16 protein-coding genes and 1 tRNA gene are annotated in these 22276 nt (G+C 69.1%); 12 read left to right on the plus strand and 5 right to left on the minus strand.

Translation table 11 applies throughout. The features are described from left to right. Positions 1-49: 49 nt before the first annotated feature. The 3 genes from kduD to PK98_RS11990 are packed head-to-tail and all read left to right on the plus strand — an operon-like array spanning position 50 to position 3385. Positions 50-817, plus strand: coding sequence for a 2-dehydro-3-deoxy-D-gluconate 5-dehydrogenase KduD (gene kduD, locus PK98_RS11980; protein ID WP_039097121.1), 768 nt, complete (start codon positions 50-52; stop codon positions 815-817). Continuing rightward, positions 814-1836, plus strand: coding sequence for a sugar kinase (locus PK98_RS11985; RefSeq protein WP_052208608.1), 1023 nt, complete (start codon positions 814-816; stop codon positions 1834-1836). Before kduD ends, PK98_RS11985 begins: the two co-directional genes overlap by 4 nt. Beyond that, positions 1823-3385, plus strand: a complete 1563-nt coding sequence (locus PK98_RS11990; RefSeq protein ID WP_039097640.1) for a carboxylesterase/lipase family protein — start codon at positions 1823-1825, stop codon at positions 3383-3385. The genes PK98_RS11985 and PK98_RS11990 overlap by 14 nt, the downstream gene beginning before the upstream one ends. A gap of 6 nt (positions 3386-3391) precedes the next feature. Here PK98_RS11990 and PK98_RS11995 read toward each other — a convergent pair whose 3' ends face one another. Then, positions 3392-3811, minus strand: a complete 420-nt coding sequence (locus PK98_RS11995) for a cupin domain-containing protein (RefSeq protein ID WP_235425500.1) — start codon at positions 3809-3811, stop codon at positions 3392-3394. A gap of 188 nt (positions 3812-3999) precedes the next feature. On the opposite strand from PK98_RS11995, the gene PK98_RS12000 reads away from it, so the two are divergent. From PK98_RS12000 to PK98_RS12010, 3 genes are read left to right on the plus strand one after another with little or no spacing between them, the layout of a single operon-like run. Further along, complete coding sequence (locus PK98_RS12000) at positions 4000-6828, plus strand: TonB-dependent receptor (RefSeq protein ID WP_039097642.1); 2829 nt, start codon at positions 4000-4002, stop codon at positions 6826-6828. Further along, the gene (locus PK98_RS12005) at positions 6825-7829 is read left to right on the plus strand and encodes an alpha/beta hydrolase (protein WP_039097122.1); all 1005 of its coding nucleotides are present in this window, start codon (positions 6825-6827) and stop codon (positions 7827-7829) included. The genes PK98_RS12000 and PK98_RS12005 overlap by 4 nt, the downstream gene beginning before the upstream one ends. A 15-nt stretch (positions 7830-7844) precedes the next feature. Continuing rightward, positions 7845-9458 (plus strand): family 43 glycosylhydrolase, encoded by a 1614-nt coding sequence (locus PK98_RS12010; protein ID WP_039097123.1) that lies wholly within the window; start codon positions 7845-7847, stop codon positions 9456-9458. A 51-nt stretch (positions 9459-9509) separates the two neighbouring features. On the opposite strand, the gene PK98_RS12015 is transcribed toward PK98_RS12010, so the two are convergent. Beyond that, positions 9510-9743: a DUF3072 domain-containing protein gene (locus PK98_RS12015; protein WP_039097124.1), complete on the minus strand. Its 234-nt coding sequence runs from the start codon at positions 9741-9743 to the stop codon at positions 9510-9512. Positions 9744-9854: 111 nt separating this feature from the next. Between PK98_RS12015 and PK98_RS12020 the strand changes: the two genes are divergently transcribed. Further along, entirely contained in the window at positions 9855-10862 is a 1008-nt protein-coding gene (locus PK98_RS12020; RefSeq protein ID WP_052208612.1) for a DUF3667 domain-containing protein, read from the plus strand. 7 nt (positions 10863-10869) lie between these two features. Here the strand turns inward: PK98_RS12020 and PK98_RS12025 are convergent, their stop codons facing one another. Next, positions 10870-11379 (minus strand): MmcB family DNA repair protein, encoded by a 510-nt coding sequence (locus PK98_RS12025; protein WP_039097125.1) that lies wholly within the window; start codon positions 11377-11379, stop codon positions 10870-10872. A gap of 103 nt (positions 11380-11482) precedes the next feature. Between PK98_RS12025 and PK98_RS12030 the strand changes: the two genes are divergently transcribed. Next, positions 11483-11559 (plus strand) — tRNA-Arg (locus PK98_RS12030). 67 nt (positions 11560-11626) lie between these two features. Here PK98_RS12030 and PK98_RS12035 read toward each other — a convergent pair. Both PK98_RS12035 and thiS read right to left on the minus strand, forming a co-directional pair. Then, positions 11627-14098, minus strand: a complete 2472-nt coding sequence (locus PK98_RS12035; protein WP_039097126.1) for a glycoside hydrolase family 3 protein — start codon at positions 14096-14098, stop codon at positions 11627-11629. Between the two features lie 101 nt (positions 14099-14199). Beyond that, positions 14200-15198, minus strand: coding sequence for a sulfur carrier protein ThiS (gene thiS / locus PK98_RS12040; protein WP_039097127.1), 999 nt, complete (start codon positions 15196-15198; stop codon positions 14200-14202). Between the two features lie 90 nt (positions 15199-15288). Between thiS and PK98_RS12045 the strand changes: the two genes are divergently transcribed. The 4 genes from PK98_RS12045 to PK98_RS12060 all read left to right on the plus strand — a co-directional run bounded on the left by PK98_RS12045 (position 15289) and on the right by PK98_RS12060 (position 22274). Further along, positions 15289-17322 carry a M3 family metallopeptidase gene (locus PK98_RS12045; RefSeq protein WP_039097128.1) on the plus strand — a complete coding sequence of 678 codons (2034 nt, stop codon included), beginning with the start codon at positions 15289-15291 and terminating at the stop codon, positions 17320-17322. A gap of 109 nt (positions 17323-17431) precedes the next feature. Continuing rightward, on the plus strand, positions 17432-18748 hold the full coding sequence (locus PK98_RS12050) for an oligogalacturonate lyase family protein (protein ID WP_039097644.1): 1317 nt from the start codon (positions 17432-17434) through the stop codon (positions 18746-18748). A 122-nt stretch (positions 18749-18870) separates the two neighbouring features. After that, complete coding sequence (locus tag PK98_RS12055; protein WP_039097645.1) at positions 18871-19974, plus strand: Gfo/Idh/MocA family protein; 1104 nt, start codon at positions 18871-18873, stop codon at positions 19972-19974. Next, on the plus strand, positions 19974-22274 hold the full coding sequence (locus tag PK98_RS12060; RefSeq protein WP_052208614.1) for a glycoside hydrolase family 3 N-terminal domain-containing protein: 2301 nt from the start codon (positions 19974-19976) through the stop codon (positions 22272-22274). The genes PK98_RS12055 and PK98_RS12060 overlap by 1 nt, the downstream gene beginning before the upstream one ends. Positions 22275-22276: the final 2 nt, after the last annotated feature.

Consider the following 22276-nt stretch of genomic DNA (forward strand, 5'->3'; position numbering starts at 1 on the left):
ATAGCGCCTACACTGTTCGTGACACCGGTTTCCTTGGAGAAGAAGTAGCATGGCATTGTTCGATCTGACCGGCCGCGTGGCGCTGGTTACCGGCGCCAATACCGGCATCGGCCAGGGTATCGCGCTGGCGCTGGCCGCCGCCGGGGCCGACATCGCTGCCGTGGGCCGCAGCGCCGCGGACGAAACCGCCGCCAAGGTCCGCTCCATGGGCCGCCGGTGCGAGCTGGTGAGCGCGGACCTGTCCTCCGCCGCGCCGGTGACCGAAGTGGTCGATACTGTCGTGTCGAAGCTCGGCCGGCTGGACATCCTGGTCAACAATGCCGGCATCATCCGCCGCGCCGACTCGCTCGACTTCACCGAAGCGGACTGGGACGCGGTGATGGACACCAACCTCAAGACGCTGTTCTTCCTGTGTCAGGCGGCGGCCCGCCACATGACCGGCTGGGCCAGCCAGACCGGGCAGCGCGGCAAGATCATCAACGTCGCCAGCCTGCTGTCCTTCCAGGGCGGCATCCGCGTGCCCAGCTACACCGCCAGCAAGAGCGGCGTGGCCGGGCTGACCAAACTGCTGGCCAATGAATGGGCGACCAAGGGCATCAACGTGAATGCCATCGCGCCCGGCTACATCGCCACCAACAACACCGCCGCATTGCAGGCGGACGAGACCCGCAATCGCCAGATCCTGGAGCGAATTCCCGAAGGGCGCTGGGGCGCGCCCGAGGATATCGGCGGAGCGGCCGTGTTCCTGGCCAGCAAGGCATCCGATTACGTACAAGGCCAGGTGCTGGCCGTCGATGGCGGCTGGATGGGTCGGTGAGCACCGCCTCCGCCCCCGCCCCCGTCGTTACCTTCGGCGAGCTGCTGCTGCGGCTGACCCCGCCGGGGCAGGTGCCGCTGGCACGCACGCCCTTGCTGGGTATCGACGTGGGCGGGGCGGAGGCCAATGTCGCCATTGCGCTCAGCGCGCTCGGGCGACCGGTCCGCGCGGTCAGTCTGGTGCCGGACAACCCGCTGGGCCAGATGGCGCGGGGCGCGCTGGGCAGCGCGGGTGTGGACATCAGCCGCATTACCACCGGGCCGGGCCGCATGGGGCTGTACTTCTTCGAACAGCCATCGGGGCCGATCGCCGGCCGTGTCACCTATGACCGGGCGTACAGCGCCTTCGTCGCTGCCACGCCCGACCAGTTCGATTTCGCCGGTGCGCTGGACGGCGCGGCGCTGCTGCATATTTCCGGCATCACCCCGGCCCTGGGGCCGGGCGGCGTGGCGCTGGCCGAGGCGGCGGTGGCTGCGGCCAAGGCCGCCGGGGTACCGATCTGCTTCGATGGCAACTACCGATCCAACCTGTGGTCCGCGTGGGACAGCGATCCGCGCGCGATCCTGACCAGGCTGGTGGGCGAAGCGGAAGTGCTGATCGGCAACCATCGCGACATCAGCCTGCTGCTGGGCGAACAGTTCAGCGGCGACGGGCCGGATCGCCGGCGGCTGGCGGCCGAGGCAGCGTTTGCCGCCTTCCCGAAGCTGAAGCTGATTGCCAGCACCGCGCGGCATGTGGTCGCCGCCTCCACGCACGAGCTGGCGGCGCGGGTCGATCTGCGGAACGATCACTGGCAGACGGACGACATGCGGATCGAGAACATCGTCGACCGTATCGGCACCGGCGATGCCTTCGCGGCCGGCCTCCTGCTCCGCTATCTGGAAGGGGCCGGCGCGCGCGAGATGGCGCGCAGTGCACTGGCCATGGCGGCGATGAAGCACGGCGTGCCGGGCGACACGATCGCGGTCACCCGCGCGGAGCTGGAGGCGTTCGACGGTGGCGGCGATGTCCGTCGCTGACGGCGTCAGCCGCCGCGCGGTGATGGCCGGCGGCATGGCGGGCGCGGCGCTGGCGGCGGGGCCGGCGCTGGCGCAGCGGCGCGGCGCGGTACCGAAGGCCGGTCGCTATACCGGGCTGATCGACCGCGGCGTACCCGCCTTTCTCGGCATCCGCTACGCCACCGCTGCCCGCTGGGCGCCGCCCCTGCCTGTGCCGTTCACCGGCGGCCCGCTGCCCGCGACGGCCTTCGGGCCCATTGCGCCACAGCAGGGCAACACGGACGAGCCGCAGAGCGAGGACTGCCTGTTCCTCAATGTCTGGACGCCGGCGGTGGAGCCGCGCGCGCGGCGGCCGGTGATGGTGTATTTCCATGGCGGTGCCTACACGACCGGCACCGTCACCGATCCGCTGACGCAAGGCCCGCATCTGGCGGCAGAAGGCGATGTGGTGGTGGTCACCGTCAACCAGCGGCTGAACGTGCTCGGCTATGGCTGGCTGTCGCCCTGGGGCGAGCGCTTCGCCGACAGCGGCAATCTGGGCCAGCTGGACCTGATCTGCGCGCTGCAATGGGTGCGGGACAATATCGCGGCATTCGGCGGCGATCCGGCGCGGGTGATGGTGTTCGGCCAGTCCGGCGGCGGGGCCAAGATCGCCACGCTGATGGCCATGCCCGCCGCCGCCGGCCTGTTCCATGCGGCCGCCACCATGAGCGGGCAGCAGGTGACCGCGACCGGGCCGGCCAACGCCACCGCCCGCATGCGCGCCTTCATGGCCAAGGTCGGCGTGGCGGAAGGCGACACCGATGCGCTGCTCGCCATGCCGGTGGAGCGGCTGATGGAAGGCCTGCAGGCCGACGATCCGATCATGGGCGGGCGGGTCTATTTCGGGCCGGTGCTCGACATGGTGAACCTGCCGCGGCACCCGTTCTGGCCCGACGCGCCGGCGCAATCGCACGACATTCCGATGATCCTGGGCAACACCGCGCAGGAGACCCGCGCCTTCATCAACCCGAAGGGAGCGGTCGCCACCGGGCTTGACTGGGACAATATCGCGGAGCGGATGGCGCCCAATATCCGCATCGATCTCGACCCGCGCTGGGTGGTGGCACAGTATCGGGCGCAGTTCCCGGACTGGCCGGTGGAGCAGGTGTTCTACGCCGCCACCACTGCCGGGCGCAGCTGGCCGGGGCAGGTGATCGAGGCCGATGCCCGTGGCGCCGCCGGGGCGGAGCGGACCTGGGTCTATCAGCTCGACCGCCCCTCGCCAGTCGATCCCCTGCGCGGCGCGGGGCACACGGACGACATTCCCTATGTATTCGGCACGCTGGATGCAGCGGGCAGTCTGTCCGGCACCGACGCCCGTGCGCGAGCGATCAGTGCGGAGATGATGGGCGCCTTCACCGGTTTGGCTAAGCAGGGCACGCCCGGCCTGCCGGGCTGGCGGCCCTATACGCTGCCCGATCGCGCCACGCTGGTCGTGGGGCAGGATCGCACCGCCTGTGTGGACGATCCCCGCCAATGGGAGCGCGAGCTGTGGGCGAAGGCACCCTATATCCAGCCGGGCACCTGACCCGATCTATTCGACCGGCGCCTTGACCGGGTAGGCGATGATCAGCGACAGCGGTTCCTCGCCGACCTGCCGGATGCCGACCACCGCGCCATCGTACAGATAGGCGGTCATGCCCGGCTCCAGCGCCGCCTCGACTCCGTCGGAGACGACCACGCCCTCGCCCGCGGTGACGTGATACACCTCGTCATGGGCGATCGGATGCTCGCCAATGGCGGCACCCACGTCCAGCACGCGGCGGCGGAACTCCATGCGGCGCGGCTGCGGCACCGCATCGCTGATGCGGTAGGCGGTCGACATGCCGATCGCTCCGTGCGGCACCGGCTCGCGCCTCTCCACATCGCTTTCGCGCACCACCGCCATGGGCGGCGCCGCGCTCTCCTGCGCCATGGCCGGCCCCGAAAACAGCGCGACAGCAGACAGTGACATTCTTGCAACAATGTTCATGGCAACTCTCCCCCCGCCGTCTTGACAGGGACAGCGGCAACGGACAAGAGCCGGCAATGACACCGGTTTCCAAAATACCGGGTTGGAGCAGAGCGGATGTCTGGGAACGTGGCCGTGACGGTCACGGCGCCCTCCATGACGACACCGCCAGAACACTGGGGATGGATGGCATGAACACGCAGGATTTCACGGGCAAGCTGAAGATCGCGCTGCTGGCAGGCGGGGCGATCATCCTGCCCGCATCGGCAATGGCGCAGCAGGGTACCGCAACCGCCGACGGGGCGGTCACGCAGGGCGATCTGGCCGGCCAGATCGACACGGCGCCTGGCGACGAGATCGTCGTCACCGGCTTCCGCCAGTCGCTGGACGCGGCCATCGCCGCGAAGCGCAACTCGGCCAGCCAGGTGGACGTGATCGTGGCGGAGGACATCGCCAAGTTCCCGGATACCAATCTGGCCGAATCGCTGCAGCGCGTGCCGGGCGTCTCGATCCAGCGCGAAGCCGGCGAAGGCCGCGCCATCACCGTGCGCGGCCTGGGACAGCAGTTCACCCGCGTGCGCGTCAACGGGATGGAGGCGGTCGCCACTTCCACCTCCGACGCTTCCGCCAACCGTGAGCGTGGCTTCGACTTCAACGTGTTCGCCGCCGAGCTGTTCAGTTCGCTGGTGGTGCACAAGACGGCTGAGGCTTCGCTGGATGAAGGCTCGCTGGGTGCGGTGGTCGATCTCAACACCGGCAACCCGCTGGCGCTGGACGCAGGCTTCAGCGCGGTTGCGTCCGCGCAGGTCCGCTACAACGATCTCAGCGAAGATGCCGGACCGCGCCTGGCCGGCCTGCTGGGCTGGACCAACGATGACGGCACCTTCGGCGTCAGCGTCTCCGCCGCCTACTCGCAGTACAAGACCAGCGAGCTGGGCAACAATTCCGTGCGCTGGACGCAAGGGGCGTTCCGCTCAGTCAGCGGCACCTCGTGCTTCACCGGCACCACCTACACCCCGAACAGCGCCTGCAACGCGGTCGGCCTGGCCTTCCACCCGCGCATCCCGCGCTACGGCGCGGTGGAGCATGACCGCGAGCGGCTGGGCCTGACCGGCTCCGTCCAGTGGGCGCCGACCGACCGGACCAAGCTGTCGATCGACGGCCTGTATTCCACCTTCAAGGCCAGCCGCGACGAATATTGGGGCGAGCTGCTGTTCCGCACCAACGAGCGGTCGATCGACGTGGTCGATTACCAGATCGACGCGGACAACAACCTGATCTCCGGCACGTTCAACAATGCCTGGGTGCGCACCGAACGCTATTCGCGCGAGAGCGAGACCAAGTTCCACCAGCTGTCCGGCCGGCTGGAGCACGAGTTCAGCGACCGGGTGAAGATCGACCTGCTGGGCGGTTTCTCCAAGTCAGAAGCGCCGATCACGCGTGAAGCCACGCTGATCTTCGACGATCGCGACTTCAACGGCTACAGCTACGATTACAGCGACATGGACAGCCCGCAGCTCAGCTTCGGGACCAACGGGATCAGCGATCCCGCGCAGTTCCAGCTGGCGGAGTTCCGCAACCGGCCGTCGGACACGACCAACAAGTTCAAGACCGTATCCGGCAATATCGACTGGCAGGCGACGGACGAGCTGAACTTCGAGATCGGCGGCGTGTATCGCCAGTTCGATTTCGACACGATCGGCTACCGCGCGGACAGCACCTATTGCGTCGCCTTCACCTGCCGTCCGGGTCAGTACGGCCTGCCCGTGACCGGCGCGATTTCCGAGCTGTTCGAGCTGGGCAATGCCGGACAGCCCGCCGGCAACACCAACCAGTGGGTCGTGCCGCTGCTGGGCCCGGCTGCCGATGCCGTCGGCCTGTTCGAGCTCAATCCGGCCGCCTTCCCGGGCGACACCCGCTCCGTGACGGAGAAGACCACCGGCGGCTATGTCCAGGCGAACTGGGACAGCGACTTCTTCGGCCTGCGCTTCACCGGCAATCTGGGCCTGCGCTATGTCCGCACGGACCAGTCCTCCACCGGCTTCGTCGGCACGTCGGAAGTGACGGTGGAACGCGATTATGACGATTTCCTGCCGGCGCTAAACGTCAACCTGTTCGTGACCGACGATGTCATCCTGCGCGGCGCAATGAGCCGGGTGATCACCCGTCCGTCGCTGGGCGGCCTGACGCCGGGTGGTTCGATCGATCCGTTCAACTTCCGCATCACCACCGGCAATCCGTTCCTGGATCCGTTCCGTGCCTGGGCCTATGATGCGGCGGTGGAATGGTACTTCGCCCCCGGGGCGCTGGCGTCCGTGGCAGTCTTCTCGAAGGAGATCGACAACTTCCCGATCGCGGGCAGCCAGCAGGGCACCTTTGCCGACAGCCAGCTGCCGACATCCCTGCTGACGCCGGGTACCCCGTTGTACGAAGCGATCGTGGGCGGAACCAACCCGGGCGTGCCGATCGAGTATCGCACGCAGGTCAACAATCCGGGCGGCAGCCTGCGCGGTGTCGAATTCTCGCTGAACCTGCCCTTCAGCACCTTCACCGACAGCACCTTCCTTGGCGGGTTCGGCCTGCTGGGCAACGTGACCCTGATCGACAGCAATGTGGAATATACCGTCCCGCTGCCGGGCACCGGGCTGGACCGGAGTGGCAACCCCACCGGCGCATCCGACGTGTTCGAGCGTCCGCTGCTCGACATGGCGAAGCGCGCGGCGAACGGCACGCTATACTGGGAGAACGACAAGTTCTCCGTCCGTACATCGCTCGCCTGGCGCGACGAGTACATCGACGGCATCAGCGGCAACCGCAACGTGTTCGAGGGTTTCGAGGACATCCTGAACGTCGACGCCTCGATCCGCTACAACGTGACGGAGCAGCTGTCCGTCACGCTGGAAGGCACCAACCTGACCGATGCGGCGCGCAAGCGCTGGGTCGATGACTTCGCGCGGCGCGGTTACGAGAACAACCGCTTCGGCCGCATCATCATGGCCGGCGTGCGCGTGCAGCTGTGACGGGGCTGGACCGGCGATCGCTGCTGGCCGCGGGGGTAGCCCTGTCGGCCGGCCTCGCCACCGGCGCGGCGCGGGGGCAGACTGCGCCCCCGTCCGGCACCGGCGCGCCCGCGGGCCTGCCGGACCCGGCGGAGGTGATCGACCTGTGGCCTGCCGGGGCGCCCGGCGCACCGGCGCAGCTGCCGGTGGAGGCAGTGACGCAGCGTTCGACCGACCCTGCGATCGGCGACCGGTCGGTGCAGGGCATCGCCGTCCCGCGCATGGTGGTGTTCCGCCCCGCGCAGCCGAACGGTGCCGCCATGCTGGTGACGCCGGGCGGCGGCTACCGCCTGGTGGTGGTGGACAAGGAAGGTTACGAGCTCGCCCGCTGGATGACGGAACGCGGCTTCACCGTGTTCGTGCTGTTCTACCGATTGCCGGGTGAAGGCTGGGCCAACCGCGCGGATGTGCCGCTGGCCGATGCACAGCGCGCCATGCGCCTGATCCGCCATCGCGCGGCCGAGTACGGCATCGACCCCGAACGGGTGGGTGCGATGGGCTTTTCCGCCGGCGGCCATGTCTGCGCCGACCTGTCCACCCGCTTTGCCCACCAAGCCTATACCCCGGTCGATGCAGCGGACCAGCTGTCCGCCCGGCCATGCGCCTCGGCGCCGATCTACCCGGTCATCTCCATGGACGCCGACATCGCCCATGCCGGGTCCCGCGATCTGCTGCTCGGCCCCGCTCCCTCGCCGGAGCTGGAGGCGGCGCATTCGCCCGACCGCAACGTGCCGGCCGATGCCCCGCCCTTCTTCCTGCTCCATGCGGAGGATGATGGCGCCGTGCCCGTGGCCAACACGCTGCGGCTGCGCGAGGCGCTGAAGGCGCAGGGGCTGCGGGTGGAAACGCATCTGTTCGAAGTTGGCGGCCATGGCTTCGGCCTGCGCAACACCATCGGCAAGCCGGTGGAGATCTGGCCCGAATTGTGGCGTGCCTGGGCGCGCACGACCCCGCTGGGGTGATGAGGAGAACCGAGCATGCAGACTGATCGCCGCACCCTGTTCGTCGGTACCGCCGCGACCGGCCTGACCGCATTGGCGCTGGCCGGTATTGCGCGCGCAGCCACCGATGCGCCATCCGCGCCGCCGGTGCCCTACCGCCGCGGGTTCGACAATCAGCGCGTGTCCGATCTTGGCAATGGCAGCTTCCTCAATCCGCTGATCTCGGGCGATCGGCCGGACCCGGCAATCCTGCAGGATGGGGAGGATTACTACATGACCTTCTCCACCTTCGATGCCTATCCCGGCCTGACCATCTGGCATTCGCGCGACCTGGTGAACTGGCGCCCGCTGAACGCCGCGCTGACCCGCAATATCGGGTCCGTCTGGGCACCGTCCCTGCACAAGGACAATGGCCGCTACCTGCTCTACATCCCTGTGAAGGCGCAGCCGCAGAACGACACGTTCGTGACCTGGGCCGAGAATATCGAAGGCCCGTGGAGCGATCCGGTGCCGCTCGGCCTGCCGAACCATATCGACCCCTGCCATGCCGTGGGCGAGGATGGCAGCAAGTGGCTGTTCCTCTCGGGCGGCGACCGCGTCCGCCTGGCAGACGACAACCTCTCGCTCGCCGGACCGGTGGAGCATGTCTACGATCCGTGGCGCTACCCGTCCGACTGGGTGGTCGAAGGGTTTGCGCCGGAAGGGCCGAAGATCCACCGCGTGGGCGACTGGTTCTACATGATCACCGCAGTCGGCGGCACCGCCGGGCCGCCGACCGGGCACATGGTCATCGCCGCGCGCTCCCGCTCGATCAACGGCCCGTGGGAGCATCACCCGAACAACCCGCTCGTCCGCACGACCTCGTCGGACGAGGCGTGGTGGTCACGCGGCCATGCCAGCCTGGTGCAGGCACCGGACAAAAGCTGGTGGTCGGTCTATCACGGGTTCGAGAACGGGTTCTGGACGCTGGGGCGGCAATGCCTGATGGATCCCGTCACCTTCACCGATGATGGCTGGTTCCACATGACTGGCGGCGACCTGTCGCAGCCGATCGCCAAGCCGGACGGCGGCACGGCGCAGCCGCACGGCATGGCGTTGTCGGACGATTTCTCGCAACCGCTGGCGCTGGGCAGCAAATGGGCGTTTTTCCGTCCTGGCCCGGACGAGAACCAGCGCATCCGCGTGGCCGACAAGGTGCTGCACCTGGCCGGCAAGGGGGAGGCGCCCTCCACCGGGTCGCCGCTGCTGATTACCGCGGGCGACACCCGCTATACCTTCGAATGCGACATCGAATGTGCGCCGGGGGGCCGCGCCGGGCTGATCCTGTTCTACGACGACAAGCTCTATGCCGGGCTGGGCTTCGACGGGGAACGCTTCGTCACGCACCAGTACGGGATCGAGCGTGGCCGGCCGGCAAACCCGCATGGGCGGCGGATGCGTCTGCGCGTCACCAATGATGCGCACATCGTCACCTTCGACACCAGTGGTGACGGCGGGAAGACGTGGACCCGGTTCGACCGGGGCATGGAAGTGTCCGGCTACCACCACAATGTGCGTGGCGGCTTCCTGATGCTGCGTCCCGGCCTGTATGCAGCCGGCCCGGGCGAAGCGAAGTTCCGCGATTTCCGCTTCACCGCGCTGGACGCCTGACGCCGATCGCGACCCGGCGCCGCCACGATGGCGGCGCCGGGTCGGACAGCCTTACTGGCCGCGGCCAGTCTCTTCCTGCAACGCGTCGATCCGCTTGGATGCCTCGGCCTTGGTCAGGTCGGTGGCGTAGTCCTCGTCCTTGCCGGCCTCTTCGCTCAGCGTCTTGAGATAGCTGGCCTGTGCACCGGTCATCGGCTCGTCGCCGGTGGTCCAGTTGTCGGGATCCTTCTGCGCGTTGGACACCGGGTGGGCCTTGGGGTTCTGGTCAGGGGTCTCGACAGTCATGGTGCAATGCTCCTCTGGCAGGCTCAACGCCGGCACGGCAACTGCGTTCCACCTCTGTTCCGCTCGACAAGCAGGCGGCCGCCTCTATCATGCCGGGCGGGGGGTCGGCACATGAGCGACGGCGAACAGGCGGGCGGCACGGATGGCGGGCACACGCATGAAGGCGCCTGCCTGAACTGCGGCACGGCGCTGATCGGCGCGCATTGCCATGCCTGCGGGCAGCAGGCGCATCTGCACCGCACCGCAGGCGCCTTCCTGCATGACCTGCTGCATGGCGCGCTGCATTTCGAAGGGCGCACCTGGACGACCCTGCCGATGCTGCTGCGCCGGCCGGGCCAGCTGACCCGCCGCTACATCGACGGGGAACGCACCCGCTTCGTGTCGCCGATGGGGCTGTTCCTGTTCACCATCTTCATCATGTTCGCCTTCTTCCAGATCGCCGGCATCGGTCCGCCGGCCGACCTGTCGATGCCGGACGAGGTGCAGGCCGGCGTCGCCGATGTCCGGCAACGGGCCCAGGCGGACCGGGCGGACGCGGCGCGCGATCTGACCTCCATGCCGGCGAACGATCCCGACCATGCCGCCTTGCAGGAACGGGTGGTGCAGCTGGACCGCACGATCGGGGCGCTGACCGTGGCGCAGGCGAACGCCGACCCGGTGGAGCGGCTGGCAGATGTGCATACCGGCTGGCAACGGCTGGATCACGGGATCGAGAAGGCCCGCAAGAACCCGGGCCTGGCGCTCTACAAGCTGCAGTCCAACAGCTACAAGTTCAGCTGGCTGCTGATCCCGCTGTCGATCCCCTTCGTGGCGCTGCTGTTCGCCTGGCGCCGCCGCTTCGGCCTGTACGATCACGCGGTGTTCGTCACCTATTCGCTGTCCTTCATGTCGCTGCTGTTCGTGGTACTGACGCTGCTCGGCTTTGCCGGGGTGCCGACCGGCGGGCTGATCATGGGCGGCATCGCGGTAGCGGTGTGGCACATCGCGACGCAGCTGCGCCACGCCTATGGCCTGTCACGTCTGTCCGCGCTGTGGCGCACCGTGGCGCTGACCGTCTTCATCCAGGTGATCGTCAGCCTGTTCGTCAGCCTGCTGCTGGTCATGGGGCTGATGGGCTGAGCAGCCCTCAGTCGCTGCCGAAGGCCGAACATGCGGGATCGAGCGCCACCACCTGCCGGCGCAGCGCCGCGCGGGCCAGCCGCTCTACCTCCACCCGGCGGCGGGCGGCGTTCAGCGGGTGGCTGGGCGCCGGGCGCACGATCTCCGCATCGTAGCCGTCCGCCACGATGATGCCGCAACAATCGGGGCGGTAGTCGGCGCCTTCCAGCACCGACCGGTCCAGTTCGGGCGGCAGGCCCCAGTAGAACCGGTCGCAGAAATCCAGATAGTCGGGCCATTTGCCGTCACCCAGCAGATCGCTGCGCGCGGTCTTGATCTCCACGATCACGATCCGCCCCTTGGCATCCACCCCCATCAGGTCCGCCCGGCGATTGTTGCGCAGCGGCATTTCGGCAATGGCCCAGATGTCATTGCGGGCGAACAGCCGGCAGATCCCCCGCGCCACGGCACGCGATCGCCGCTCCCTTTCCAGCAGGGCGGCAGCGTCATCGGCGGGCAGCAGCAGGGAGTCGCTCATGACCCCGTGCTGGAACGGATCAGGAACGAGGTCAAGCATCCGCGATGCGGCGACGATTGCATTTGACCCTGCCGCCCCCTGCGATGTAGAGGCACGCCCCTACGCACCCGTAGCTCAGCTGGATAGAGTACTGCCCTCCGAAGGCAGGGGTCACAGGTTCGAATCCTGTCGGGTGCACCACCTTCCATCACATCGACGCGCGATCCGGCCTCCCGGAGCGAACCCGTGTCCGCCCCGGGCGCCCCGATCAGGGCGTGCCGCAGGTCACCGGGCCCGGCGGGGCGCTGGCGATGCGGATGCCGGACACGTCCAGCGCCAGAGCGCCCGTGCTGGTGATCGCCGCAGGTCGCGTCACCGCCGCCATGTCCACGCCATTATCCGCGAAGCAGCGCAGCGGCACGGCCAGTTGCAGCCATTCGCCGGTCCCTTCGCGCAGCGCGCCGGTGATCGGCACGCTGGCGGTGTCGCCACCAGTCATGGTCAGCATCACCGTGGCGGCAGGCGGCGTGGTGACGCGATAATCGAGCAGCAGGCTGAGCTGCCCGTTCGATTCGCGCGTGATGTCGATCGGCTGGGCCTGCGCCAGCGCCATCGTCCCGGTGCCGGTCCAGATCAGGCTCAGGCTGTCTTCCTGCGCCAGCCGGTCCACCCGCCCCAGCGTCACCGCGCCTTCGGTCACCGCGTCCGCACCCGGGGCGAACCGGCCGCGCACGAACAGCGCGTTCTGGTCACCGGCGGTCTGTGCCGGCCGACTCTCGTCCAGCTGCGGCACGGTGGCGCCGGCGGCATATGTCAGGCCATGGCCAAACGGAAACAGCGGGTCGTAGCTGTCCGCATCGCGCCGGTTCAGCACATACTGGTCCAGCCGCTTCGGCCAGCTGAAGGACAGGGTGCCAGCGAAATCATGCCGCGCCTGTCCGTCGGCACCGGCCACCAGCACGTCGGCGATACCGCCGCCCTCGGTCCCCGGCAGCCACGCCGCCACGAAGGCGTCCGACGCGTTCAGCTCCGGATTGACCCACATCGGCCGGCCGGACAGGAACACCGAAACGGTGGGAATGCCCGCCGCCTTCAGCTGCCGCAGCATCTCCAGCGCGGACTTGTCTTCCGGGCTGAACTCCAGCGTGGGGCGGTCGCCGCTGAACTCGGCATAGGGTGTCTCGCCGAACACCACGATCGCCACGTCCGGCTTCTGTGCGAAGCTGCCATCGGCCGACAAGGTCGCGATGCCGCCACCGGCCTGCACCGCCTCCTGCAAGCCGGCCCAGATGGATTGCGCATTGGGGAAGTTGGCGTTGGTCACATCCGTGCCCTGCCAGGTCAGCGACCAGCCGCCGGCCTGCATGCCGATATCGTCCGCGCCCGGTCCGGCGACCAGCACATTGGCGCCCGGCTTCACCGGCAGCACGCCGCCTTCGTTCTTCAGCAGCACCAGCGAGCGGCGCACCGCCTCCCGCGCCAGCGCGCGATGGTCCGGCGCGCCCAGCAGTTCGAACCGGCCGGCCAGCGGCCGTGCGGACGGGCGGCCCGCATCGAAGGTGCCGGCCAGCAGCTTCACGCGCAGGATGCGGCGCACCGCATCGTCCAGCCGGGCGGCGGGAATGGTGCCGTCCTGCGCGGCGCGCAGCGTGTTGGCATACAGGTCCTTCCAGCCCGGGCCGGAATACATGAACATGTCGAGCCCGGCATTGATCGCGGCGGCACAATCCTCGTTGGTGCAGCCCGGCACCTGGCCATGCGCGTTCCAGTCGCCCACGGTGAACCCGTCGAAGCCCCAGCGGTCCTTCAGCAGGTCGGTCAGGATGCTCCTGTTGCCGGTCATCTTCGTGCCGTTCCAGCTGGAGAAGCTGGGCATGACGGTCAGCGCGCCGGCCGGCAGTGCGGTGGTGTAGCCGGCGGCGTGAACGTCGCGCAGCACATCCTCGGTGATGCGCGCATCGCCCTGGTCGCGCCCGCCGGTGCCGCCATCGGCCAGGAAGTGCTTCACGCTGGAGATCACATGGCCCGGCCCCATGAAGTCCGCGCCGATGCGGCCCTGGATGCCTTCGACCATCGCGCCGGCATAGGCGGCGACCACCTCCGGCTCCTCCGAATAGCTTTCATAGGTGCGGCCCCAGCGGTCGTCCTGCACCACCGCCACGGTGGGCGCGAAGCTCCAGTCGATGCCGGTCGCTGCCGTCTCTGCCGCAGTGGCCACGCCGATGCGACGGATCAGGTCGGGGTCACGCGCGGCGCCGAGGCCAATATTGTGCGGAAACAGCGTGGCGCCGACGATGTTGTTGGCGCCGTGCACCGCATCCGTGCCCCAGATCACCGGCACCACCGGGCGCCCGTCGCTGCGGGTCACCGACGCGTCGTAGAAGGCGTCGAACAGCTTCAGCCATTCCGCCGCCGGGGCGAACTCGTCGCCATTGGGGGCCGAGTTGCCGCCGTTGAGGATGGAGCCGAGCTTGTAGGTTTCCAGGTCCGCCGGGCTGATGGAGGCGATGTCGACCTGCAGCAGCTGGCCGACCTTGTCCTCCATGTTCATGTCCGCCAGCAACGCGTCGATCCGCGCCTCGATCGCGGGATCGCGTTGCCGCTGCATCGCCAGCACCGGCCAGTTCGCCGGGTTCGCCCGCGCCGAGGCGGCAGGCGCGCTGCCGGTACTGTCCTGCGCCGATGCCGCCGCGCTGCCGGCCAGCAGCATGGCTGCCAGCCCGATCGTTCCTGCCCTCATCCTGTCCTCTCCACCGTTCTTGTTTGTTAACGCAAACACATCACAGGCGGCGGGGAGAAGTCAAACAATTAGGACATCAATTTACCTTATCGTACACCCTGTCAGATCAACCCGGCCAGCGGGCTGGACGGGTCGGCGTAGCGGCGCGTGGCCATGCGCCCGGCCAGATAGGCGTCGCGTCCGGCCTCCACCGCCAGCTTCATCGCGCGGGCCATGCGGATCGGGTCCTTCGCCTCGGCAATGGCGGTGTTCATCAGCACGCCGTCCACGCCCAGCTCCATCGCCACCGCCGCATCACTGGCGGTGCCGACCCCGGCATCGACCAGCACCGGGACCTTGGCCCCTTCCACGATCAGGCGGATCGTGACCCGATTCTGGATGCCCAGCCCCGAACCGATCGGCGCGCCCAGCGGCATGATCGCCACCGCGCCGGCTTCCTCCAGCTGCTTCGCGCCGATCGGGTCATCCGTGCAATAGACCATCGGCTTGAACCCTTCGCGCACCAGCACCTCGGTCGCCTTCAGCGTCTCGCGCATGTCCGGGTACAGCGTGCGCGCCTCGCCCAGCACTTCCAGCTTCACCAGGTCCCAGCCGCCCGCCTCGCGCGCCAGACGCAGCGTGCGGATCGCATCGTCCGCCGTGAAGCAGCCGGCGGTGTTGGGCAGGTAGGTGACCTTCGCCGGATCGATGAAGTCGGTCAGCATCGGCGCGCCCGGATCGGTCACGTTCACGCGGCGCACCGCCACCGTCACGATCTCCGCCCCGCTGGCGGCCAGGGCGGCGGCATTCTGGGCGAAGTCCTTGTACTTGCCCGTGCCCACGATCAGGCGGGACCGGAACCGGCGGCCGGCGACCTCCCAGCCATCGTCCTCGGTCACCGGTGCCGCGTGATCGCCGCCGCCCACGAAATGCACGATCTCCAGCACGTCGCCATCGGCCAAGGGCGCCTGTGCCAGGGTCGATCGCGGCACGATCTCGCCATTGCGTTCCACCGCGACCTTGTCCGGCCGCAGCGACAGTTCGGCGACCAGCTGCGCGATGGTGGCGGCTTCGGACCGGCGCGGGGCGCCATTGACGGTAAGGGAGAGCGGTTGAGCCATGGCCTGCGAGATAGCGCCGATCACCGGGGGTGCAAGGCGGCTTGGGCCGGCGTGGTTGACCCCTGCCCCGGCCATGCGCATCTCTTCGCCATGAACCCCCTGCTCGATCCGCTCTCGCACCCTGACTTCCCCGCGCTGACGCCCGCCGCCATCGGCCCCGCACTGGAGGAAGCGCTGGCGCATCACCGTGCGGTGGTGTCCGACATCGTGGCACGCCGGCCGACCAGCTTTGCCGAAGCGTGGCTGCCGTTCGAGCGTGCGGAGACGATCATCGACAGCCTGTGGTCCGCTGTCACGCATCTGAGCGGGGTGGCCGATACGCCCGAGCTGCGTGCCGCGGAGGCCGCCGGCAAGGTGCTGGTGGTCGAGAACGCGCTGGAAGTGGAACAGAACCGCGACCTGTTCGAGGTGTTCAGCGCGCTGGCCGCCTCGCCGGAGATGGCGGCGGGCGACCCGGCCGACCGGGCGGCGCTGGCCCATGCGATCCGCGGCTTCACCCTGTCCGGCGTCGCGCTGGAGCCGGCGGCGCGGGACCGTTTCCGCGCCATCTCGGTCGAGCTGGCGGAGCTGGGCACCGGCTTCAGCAATGCCGTGCTGGACGCGACGGAGGCCTGGACCGAGCATGTCACGGACGAGGCATTGCTGGCCGGCATCACGCAGGCCGACCGCGCCATGCTGGCGAGTGCGGCGGGGGATGCCGGCCTCGAAGGCTGGCTGATCTCCTTGCGGCAACCCAGCGTGCAGGCGGTGCTGCGCTTCGGGGAGGATCGCGAACTGCGGCGGCGGGTGTACGAGGCGTTCGGCACCCGCGCCTCCGACGAGGGGCCGCATGCCGGACGGTTCGACAACAGCGACCGGATCCAGCGCATCGTCACCCTGCGACAGGAAGCGGCGGCGCTGCTCGGCTTCGCCGATCCGGTCGAGCGATCGCTGGCGACCAAGATGGCGCCCGGCGGGGCCGAGGTACTGGCCTTCCTGCGCGACCTTGCCGCTCGCGCGCGTCCGGCGGCGAAGCGCGACCTGGCGGACCTGCGCGCCTTTGCCGCGGCGGAGCTGGGCATCGCCGACCTGCAGCCATGGGACATCGCCTTCGCCTCCGAACGGCTGCGCGCCACGCGGCACGCCCTGAACGAGGAGGAGGTGCGCGGCTACTTCCCGGTCGGGCGCGTGCTCGCCGGGTGGCAGGATCTGCTGCGCCAGCTGTTCGGCGTGACCTTGCAGCGGCGCGACGATGTGCCCCTGCCGCATCCGGATGCCATGTATTACGACGTGCTGGAGCAGGATGGCCGGCTGGTCGCCGGTGTGTATGTCGACCTGCATGCCCGCGCCGGCAAGCGCGGTGGCGCCTGGATGTCCGGCATGCGGCCGCGCCTGGCGGACGGCAATGCGGTGCGCGTGCCGGTCGCCACGCTGAACTGCAACTGGGCGCCCGATGGCGGCGCCATGCCTGCGCTGCTGAGCCACAACGACATCGTCACCCTGCTGCACGAGACCGGCCATGCGCTGCACGGCATGCTGACTGCAGTGAACCGCCCCAGCATCGCCGGCACCAGCGGCTTCGAATGGGACGCGATCGAGCTGCCCAGCCAGCTGCTGGAGGATTTCGCCTGGGACCGCGCCGTGCTGACCGGCATGTCCGGCCATTACCGGACGGGCGAGACGCTGCCGGCGGAGCTGTTCGACCGGATGGCGGCCGCACGCAATTTCCAGACCGGGCTGGCGCTGCTGCGGCAGATCGAGTTCGGCCTGTTCGACCTGCTGCTGCATGGCGGCACGCTGGGCACCGATCCGGTGGAGGTGCTGGCCGCCGTGCGGGAGGAGATCGCCGTGCTGCACCCGCCGGCCTGGCACCGCTTCCCCCATGCCTTCACCCACATCTTCAGCGGCGGCTATGCTGCGGGCTATTACTCCTATCTGTGGGCCGAGGTGCTGGCGGCCGACGGCTTTGCCCGCTTCGCGGAAGCCGGTCTGGTGGATCGCGCCACCGGCGACCTGTTCCGGGCGGAGGTACTGGCGCGCGGCGCGGCTCGCCCGGCGGCGGACAGCTTCCGCGCATTCCGCGGGCGCGATGCGGAGCCGGCGGCGATGCTGGCACGGTATGGCCTGCTGCCGGAGCCTGCCTGACAGTATGCCCCCTACCGCTATGTGAACCATTGTTCCACAAGCTGGAACATGCTGGTATGTGGCGGAGGAGGCAGGTCGCAACGGCCGCCGCTACTTCCAGGAGAGTTGCATGCAGGTGTTCCGGCGGATGAATCATGGGCTGCGGCTGGTCCTGTTGCTGGCGGCCGCAGCAGTGGCGACGCCGGCGCTCGCCGAAGATGTCGGGCGCCAGTTCGCATCGGAACAGCAGCTGATCGCGGACCGCACCACCGGGCGCGTGCTGACCGTGCTGACCGACGGCACGCACGCCGATGCCAAGAACTACCCCACGCACCCGCAATGGGCGTTCGATGACCAGCACATCATCTTCCGCTCCGGCGACCGTGATGCCGATGGCGAGCCGCAGGCCTTTGCCGTCAACGAGGTGACCGGCGCCGTCACCCAGCTGACCGATGGCCCGGGTACCGGTGCCGGCAGCCTGAATGTCGCGCGGCTGAGCAACAGGCTGTACTACATGCGCAAGGCCCGCAACGGCCGTACCCAGCTGATCGAGGTGGAGCTGACCCCGTTGCTGGCCGATGCCGCCGCCGGACGGATGAAGCGCGACGGGTACGAACGCGTCGTTACCACCATGCCGGAAGACCATATCGAGGCCGGCGGCTTCACCCTCGATGCCGACGAGCGCACCGCTTATGTCGGCTTCGACGCGCAGCGGGCGCCCCCGCGCGAGCCCGGCCAGCCGGTGCCGCAGGTCCCCGGCGGCCTGCGCGCGATCGATCTCGCCACCGGTGCGGTGCGCACGGTGGTGGAGGTGCCGTTCCGCATGGGCCACGTGCAGGCCAATCCGTTCCGCCCTGGCGAGATCCTGTACTGCCACGAGACCGGCGGCGACGCGCCGCAGCGGATGTGGATCGTCAATGCCGACGGCACCGGCAACCGCCCGGTCTATGCCGAGGGACCGCTGGACTGGGTCACGCATGAGCAGTTCGCCGATGCCGACCACGTCATCTTCAACCTGATGGGTCACAAGCGGGAACTGCGGCAGGTGCCGACCGGCATCCTGCTCGTCAACCTGCGCGACAACAGCGTGGCGCATCTGGGCCAGATCCCGATCGAGGATTTCAGCCGCGCCGCGCTACGCGGGTTCACAGATCCCAACATCCCGCAGGACGACACCAGCACCGGCGGGTACTGGCACAACGCGGTCACCCATGACGGGCGCTGGGCTGCGGGCGACGATTTCGACGGCAATGTCTGGCTGATCGACCGTGAAAACGGCAAGCGCACGCTGCTGAGCACCGGCCACCTGATGCGGCCCGACCATGCCCATCCCAGCTTCAGCCCCGACGGCACGCGTCTGCTGGTCCAGTCCGGCCTGCTGAGCAACGGCCGGAAGCTGGGCCTGATGATCGTGCCGGTGCCGGAAGCGGTCAGGCAGGCACGATAGGGGCGTACGGCAAAGCGGAAATACGCAGTCCCTGACCAGCCGGGGCTTGCGCCCCTTGCTTGGCATGATACCGTTACCAGCGATGGCCCCGCAAGCGGGCCGCGGCATGGAGAGCGGTAATGATGGCAGCCAACCGGCGGCATGTTCTGGCAGGCATGGGCGCGACCCTGGCGGCGGGCGCCCTGATGGGCCGTGCGCGGGCGCAGGAACCAGGGCGCAAGTTCGGCTACGCCATCGTCGGCCTCGGCTCCTACGCCACGCGGCAGATCATGCCGCGGCTGAAGGAGTGCGAACATGCCCGCCTGGTGGCGCTGGTCAGCGGCACGCCGGCCAAGCTGGAACAGTATGGCGCGGAATACGACATCCCGGCCACGCACCGCTACAGCTACGCCGATTACGACCGCATCCGCGACAATCCCGACATCGACGCGGTCTATGTCATCCTGCCCAACTCCATGCATGCCGAATACACGATCCGCGCGGCGCAGGCCGGCAAGCATGTGATGTGCGAGAAGCCGATGGCGGTCAGCGCGGCGGAGGCGGAGGCGATGATCGCCGCCTGCCAGCAGGCCGGCGTGAAGCTGATGATCGGCTACCGCTCCCACTTCGAGGTCCACAATCTGCACGCGATGGAGCTGGCGCGGTCCGGCGTGCTGGGGGCGACGCGCATCATCACCTCCGAACATGGCTTCAACGCGCAACCGAACCAGTGGCGGCTGGACAAGCCGCTGTCGGGCGGCGGATCGCTGATGGATATTGGCATCTACAGCCTCAATGCCGCGCGCTATCTCGCGGGCGAGGAGCCGGTGGAGGTGAGCGCGATGGAGTTCACCGACCGCAGCGATCCGCGCTTCGCCACGGTGGAGGACCGCATCAACTTTCAGCTGCGCTTCCCCGGCGGCGCGCTGGCCAGCTGCGTCAGCTCCTACACCTCCAACCACAACACCTACCGCGTGCACGGCCCCGACGGCTGGCTGCGGGCGGAGCCGGCGACATCCTACACCGATCACCAGATGTGGGTGCATCGGGACGGGAAGACGGAGCAGGTGCGCCTGCCCACGCCAGCCAAGAACCAGTTCGTCGCCCAGCTGGATCACCTGCCCGAAGCGATCATGGCCGGCACCGAACCGCGCACCAGCGGCACCGAAGGCCTGCGTGACATGCGCATCATCGAAGCGATCTACCAGTCCGCGCGCGAAGGCCGCGCCATCCCGCTGACCGCCTGATGGCGACCCCCTTCGCGCTCGACCGCCGCGAGGTGCTGATGGCCGGCACGCTGCTGGCCGCCGCCGTCCGCTTCCCCGCTCTGGCGCAATCCGCGCCGGCCCTGTCCCGCGCCCATGCCGACCGCATCGCCCGGCTGATCGCCGACATGAGCGTGGCGGAGAAGCTTGGCCAGATGACGCAGGTCGCCGGCGGACGTCAGGTGGCGCTGAACAGCCGGCTGGACGCGGCCGCGCTGGATCGGGTGCGGGCCGGACAGATCGGATCGTTCCTCCATGTCGCGGGCGCGGAACCCTTGCGCGACCTGCAGCGCGTGGCGGTGGCGGAATCCCGACTGGGCATCCCTCTGCTGTTCGCCATGGATGTGGTCCACGGGTACCGCACGATCTTCCCCGTGCCGCTCGCGCTCGCCGCCAGCTTCGATCCGGCGGTGGCGGAGGATGCCGCGCGGGTGGCGGCGGTGGAGGCGGCGGTCAGCGGCCTGCACTGGACCTTTGCGCCGATGATCGACATCGCCCGCGATGCCCGCTGGGGCCGCGTGGTGGAAGGCGCCGGCGAGGATCCGCATCTGGGTGCCCGCATCGCTGTGGCGCAGATCACCGGGTTCCAGACCGCCGACCTGGCCGGCCGCGATGCGGTGCTGGCCTGCGCCAAGCATCTGGGTGCCTATGGCGCCGGCATGGGCGGCCGCGACTATGACACGGCCGATGTGTCGGAACGCACCCTGCGCGAAGTCTACCTGTCGCCGTTCCTCGCGGCGGCCGAGGCCGGCGTGGGCACGATGATGACCGCGTTCAACGATCTGGCGGGCGTGCCCACCACCGGCAATGCCGATCTGGTGCGCGGCATCCTGCGCGACGAATGGAACTACCAGGGGCTGGTGGTCAGCGACTGGAACGCCGTGTCGGAACTGATCGACCACGGCGCCGCCAGCACTCCGGCGGAGGCCGCCGCGCTGGCGCTGCGGGCCAGCGTCGACATGGACATGACCAGCGACACCTATGCCGAACATCTCGGCACCGCGCTGGCGCAGGATCCCACGCTGCTGCCGCTGGTGGACCAGGCGGTCGGCCGCATCCTGGCGACCAAGGCGCGGCTGGGCCTGTTCGACGACCCGTACCGCTTCGGCGATGCCGCGCGCGAACGCACCGTGCTGGGCTCGGCCGGTCACCGGGCACGGGCGCGGCGGGCGGCGGAACGTGCGCTGGTGCTGCTGCGCAACGAAGGCGGCGTGCTGCCGCTGAGGGCTGGCGCCAAGGTGGCGCTGGTCGGCGCGCTGGCGGACGATGCGCGCAGCACGCTGGGATCGTGGAAGGCCCGCGGGGTGCAGGAGGATTCCGGTACCCTGCGGGAGGCGATGGGCGACGCAACCTTCGTACCCGGCGTCGCACCCCGCAGCGACGATGTGTCCGGCATTCCCGCTGCCGTGGCGGCGGCGCAGGGCGCCGATGTGGTGGTGCTGGTGGTGGGCGAGGACTTCGACCATTCCGGCGAGGCGCGCAGCCGGGCCGACATCACCCTGCCCGGCTCGCAGATGGCGCTGATCGCCGCCCTGCGCGTCACCGGCAAGCCGATCGTCGCGGTTCTGATGAACGGGCGCCCGCTGGCGCTGGAGGCCGCGCTCGAGGGCATCCCTGCCGTGCTGGAGAGCTGGTTCGGTGGTAACGAGGCTGGGCCGGCCATCGCCGATGCGCTGTTCGGCCGCAGCAATCCCGCCGGGCGCCTGCCGATGGGCATGCCGCGCACCGGCGGGCAGCTGCCACTGTTCTACGCCCATCCACCGACCGGCCGGCCTGCCAATCCGGATCTGACCGTGGACAGCGCGCGTTATCACGACACCGAGATCGGCCCGCTGTTCCCCTTCGGCCATGGTCTCAGCTACGCTCGCTTCACCTATGCCGACCTTGCCGTCGACACGCAGGCAGACCGGCAACAGGCGCGCTACACCGTCACCTGCGCCGTCACCAATGATGGCGCCGTGGCAGGCGACGAGGTGGTCCAGCTCTATGTCCGTGCGCCGGTCGCCGGCCTCGCCCGGCCGGGGCGCGAGTTGCGCGGCTTTGTACGCTTGCCGCTGGCACCAGGACAAACTCGTCGCGTCAGCTTCACGCTGACCAGCGACCAGTTCGCCCATTGGGCCGACCAGGGATGGCAGGTCGCGGCCGGGCGGGTGGAGCTGATGGTCGGCGCCTCTTCTGCCGATATCCGCCTGACCGGCGCGCTGGCCGTGCCGCAGGCCTATGCCCTGCCGGCGAGTGCGCTGGCCGGCGCGGCGCTGGCCACGCAAGTGACGGTCGCCTGACG

This window comes from Croceibacterium mercuriale (assembly GCF_000802385.1).
GTDB classification, from domain to species: Bacteria; Pseudomonadota; Alphaproteobacteria; order Sphingomonadales; family Sphingomonadaceae; genus Croceibacterium; species Croceibacterium mercuriale.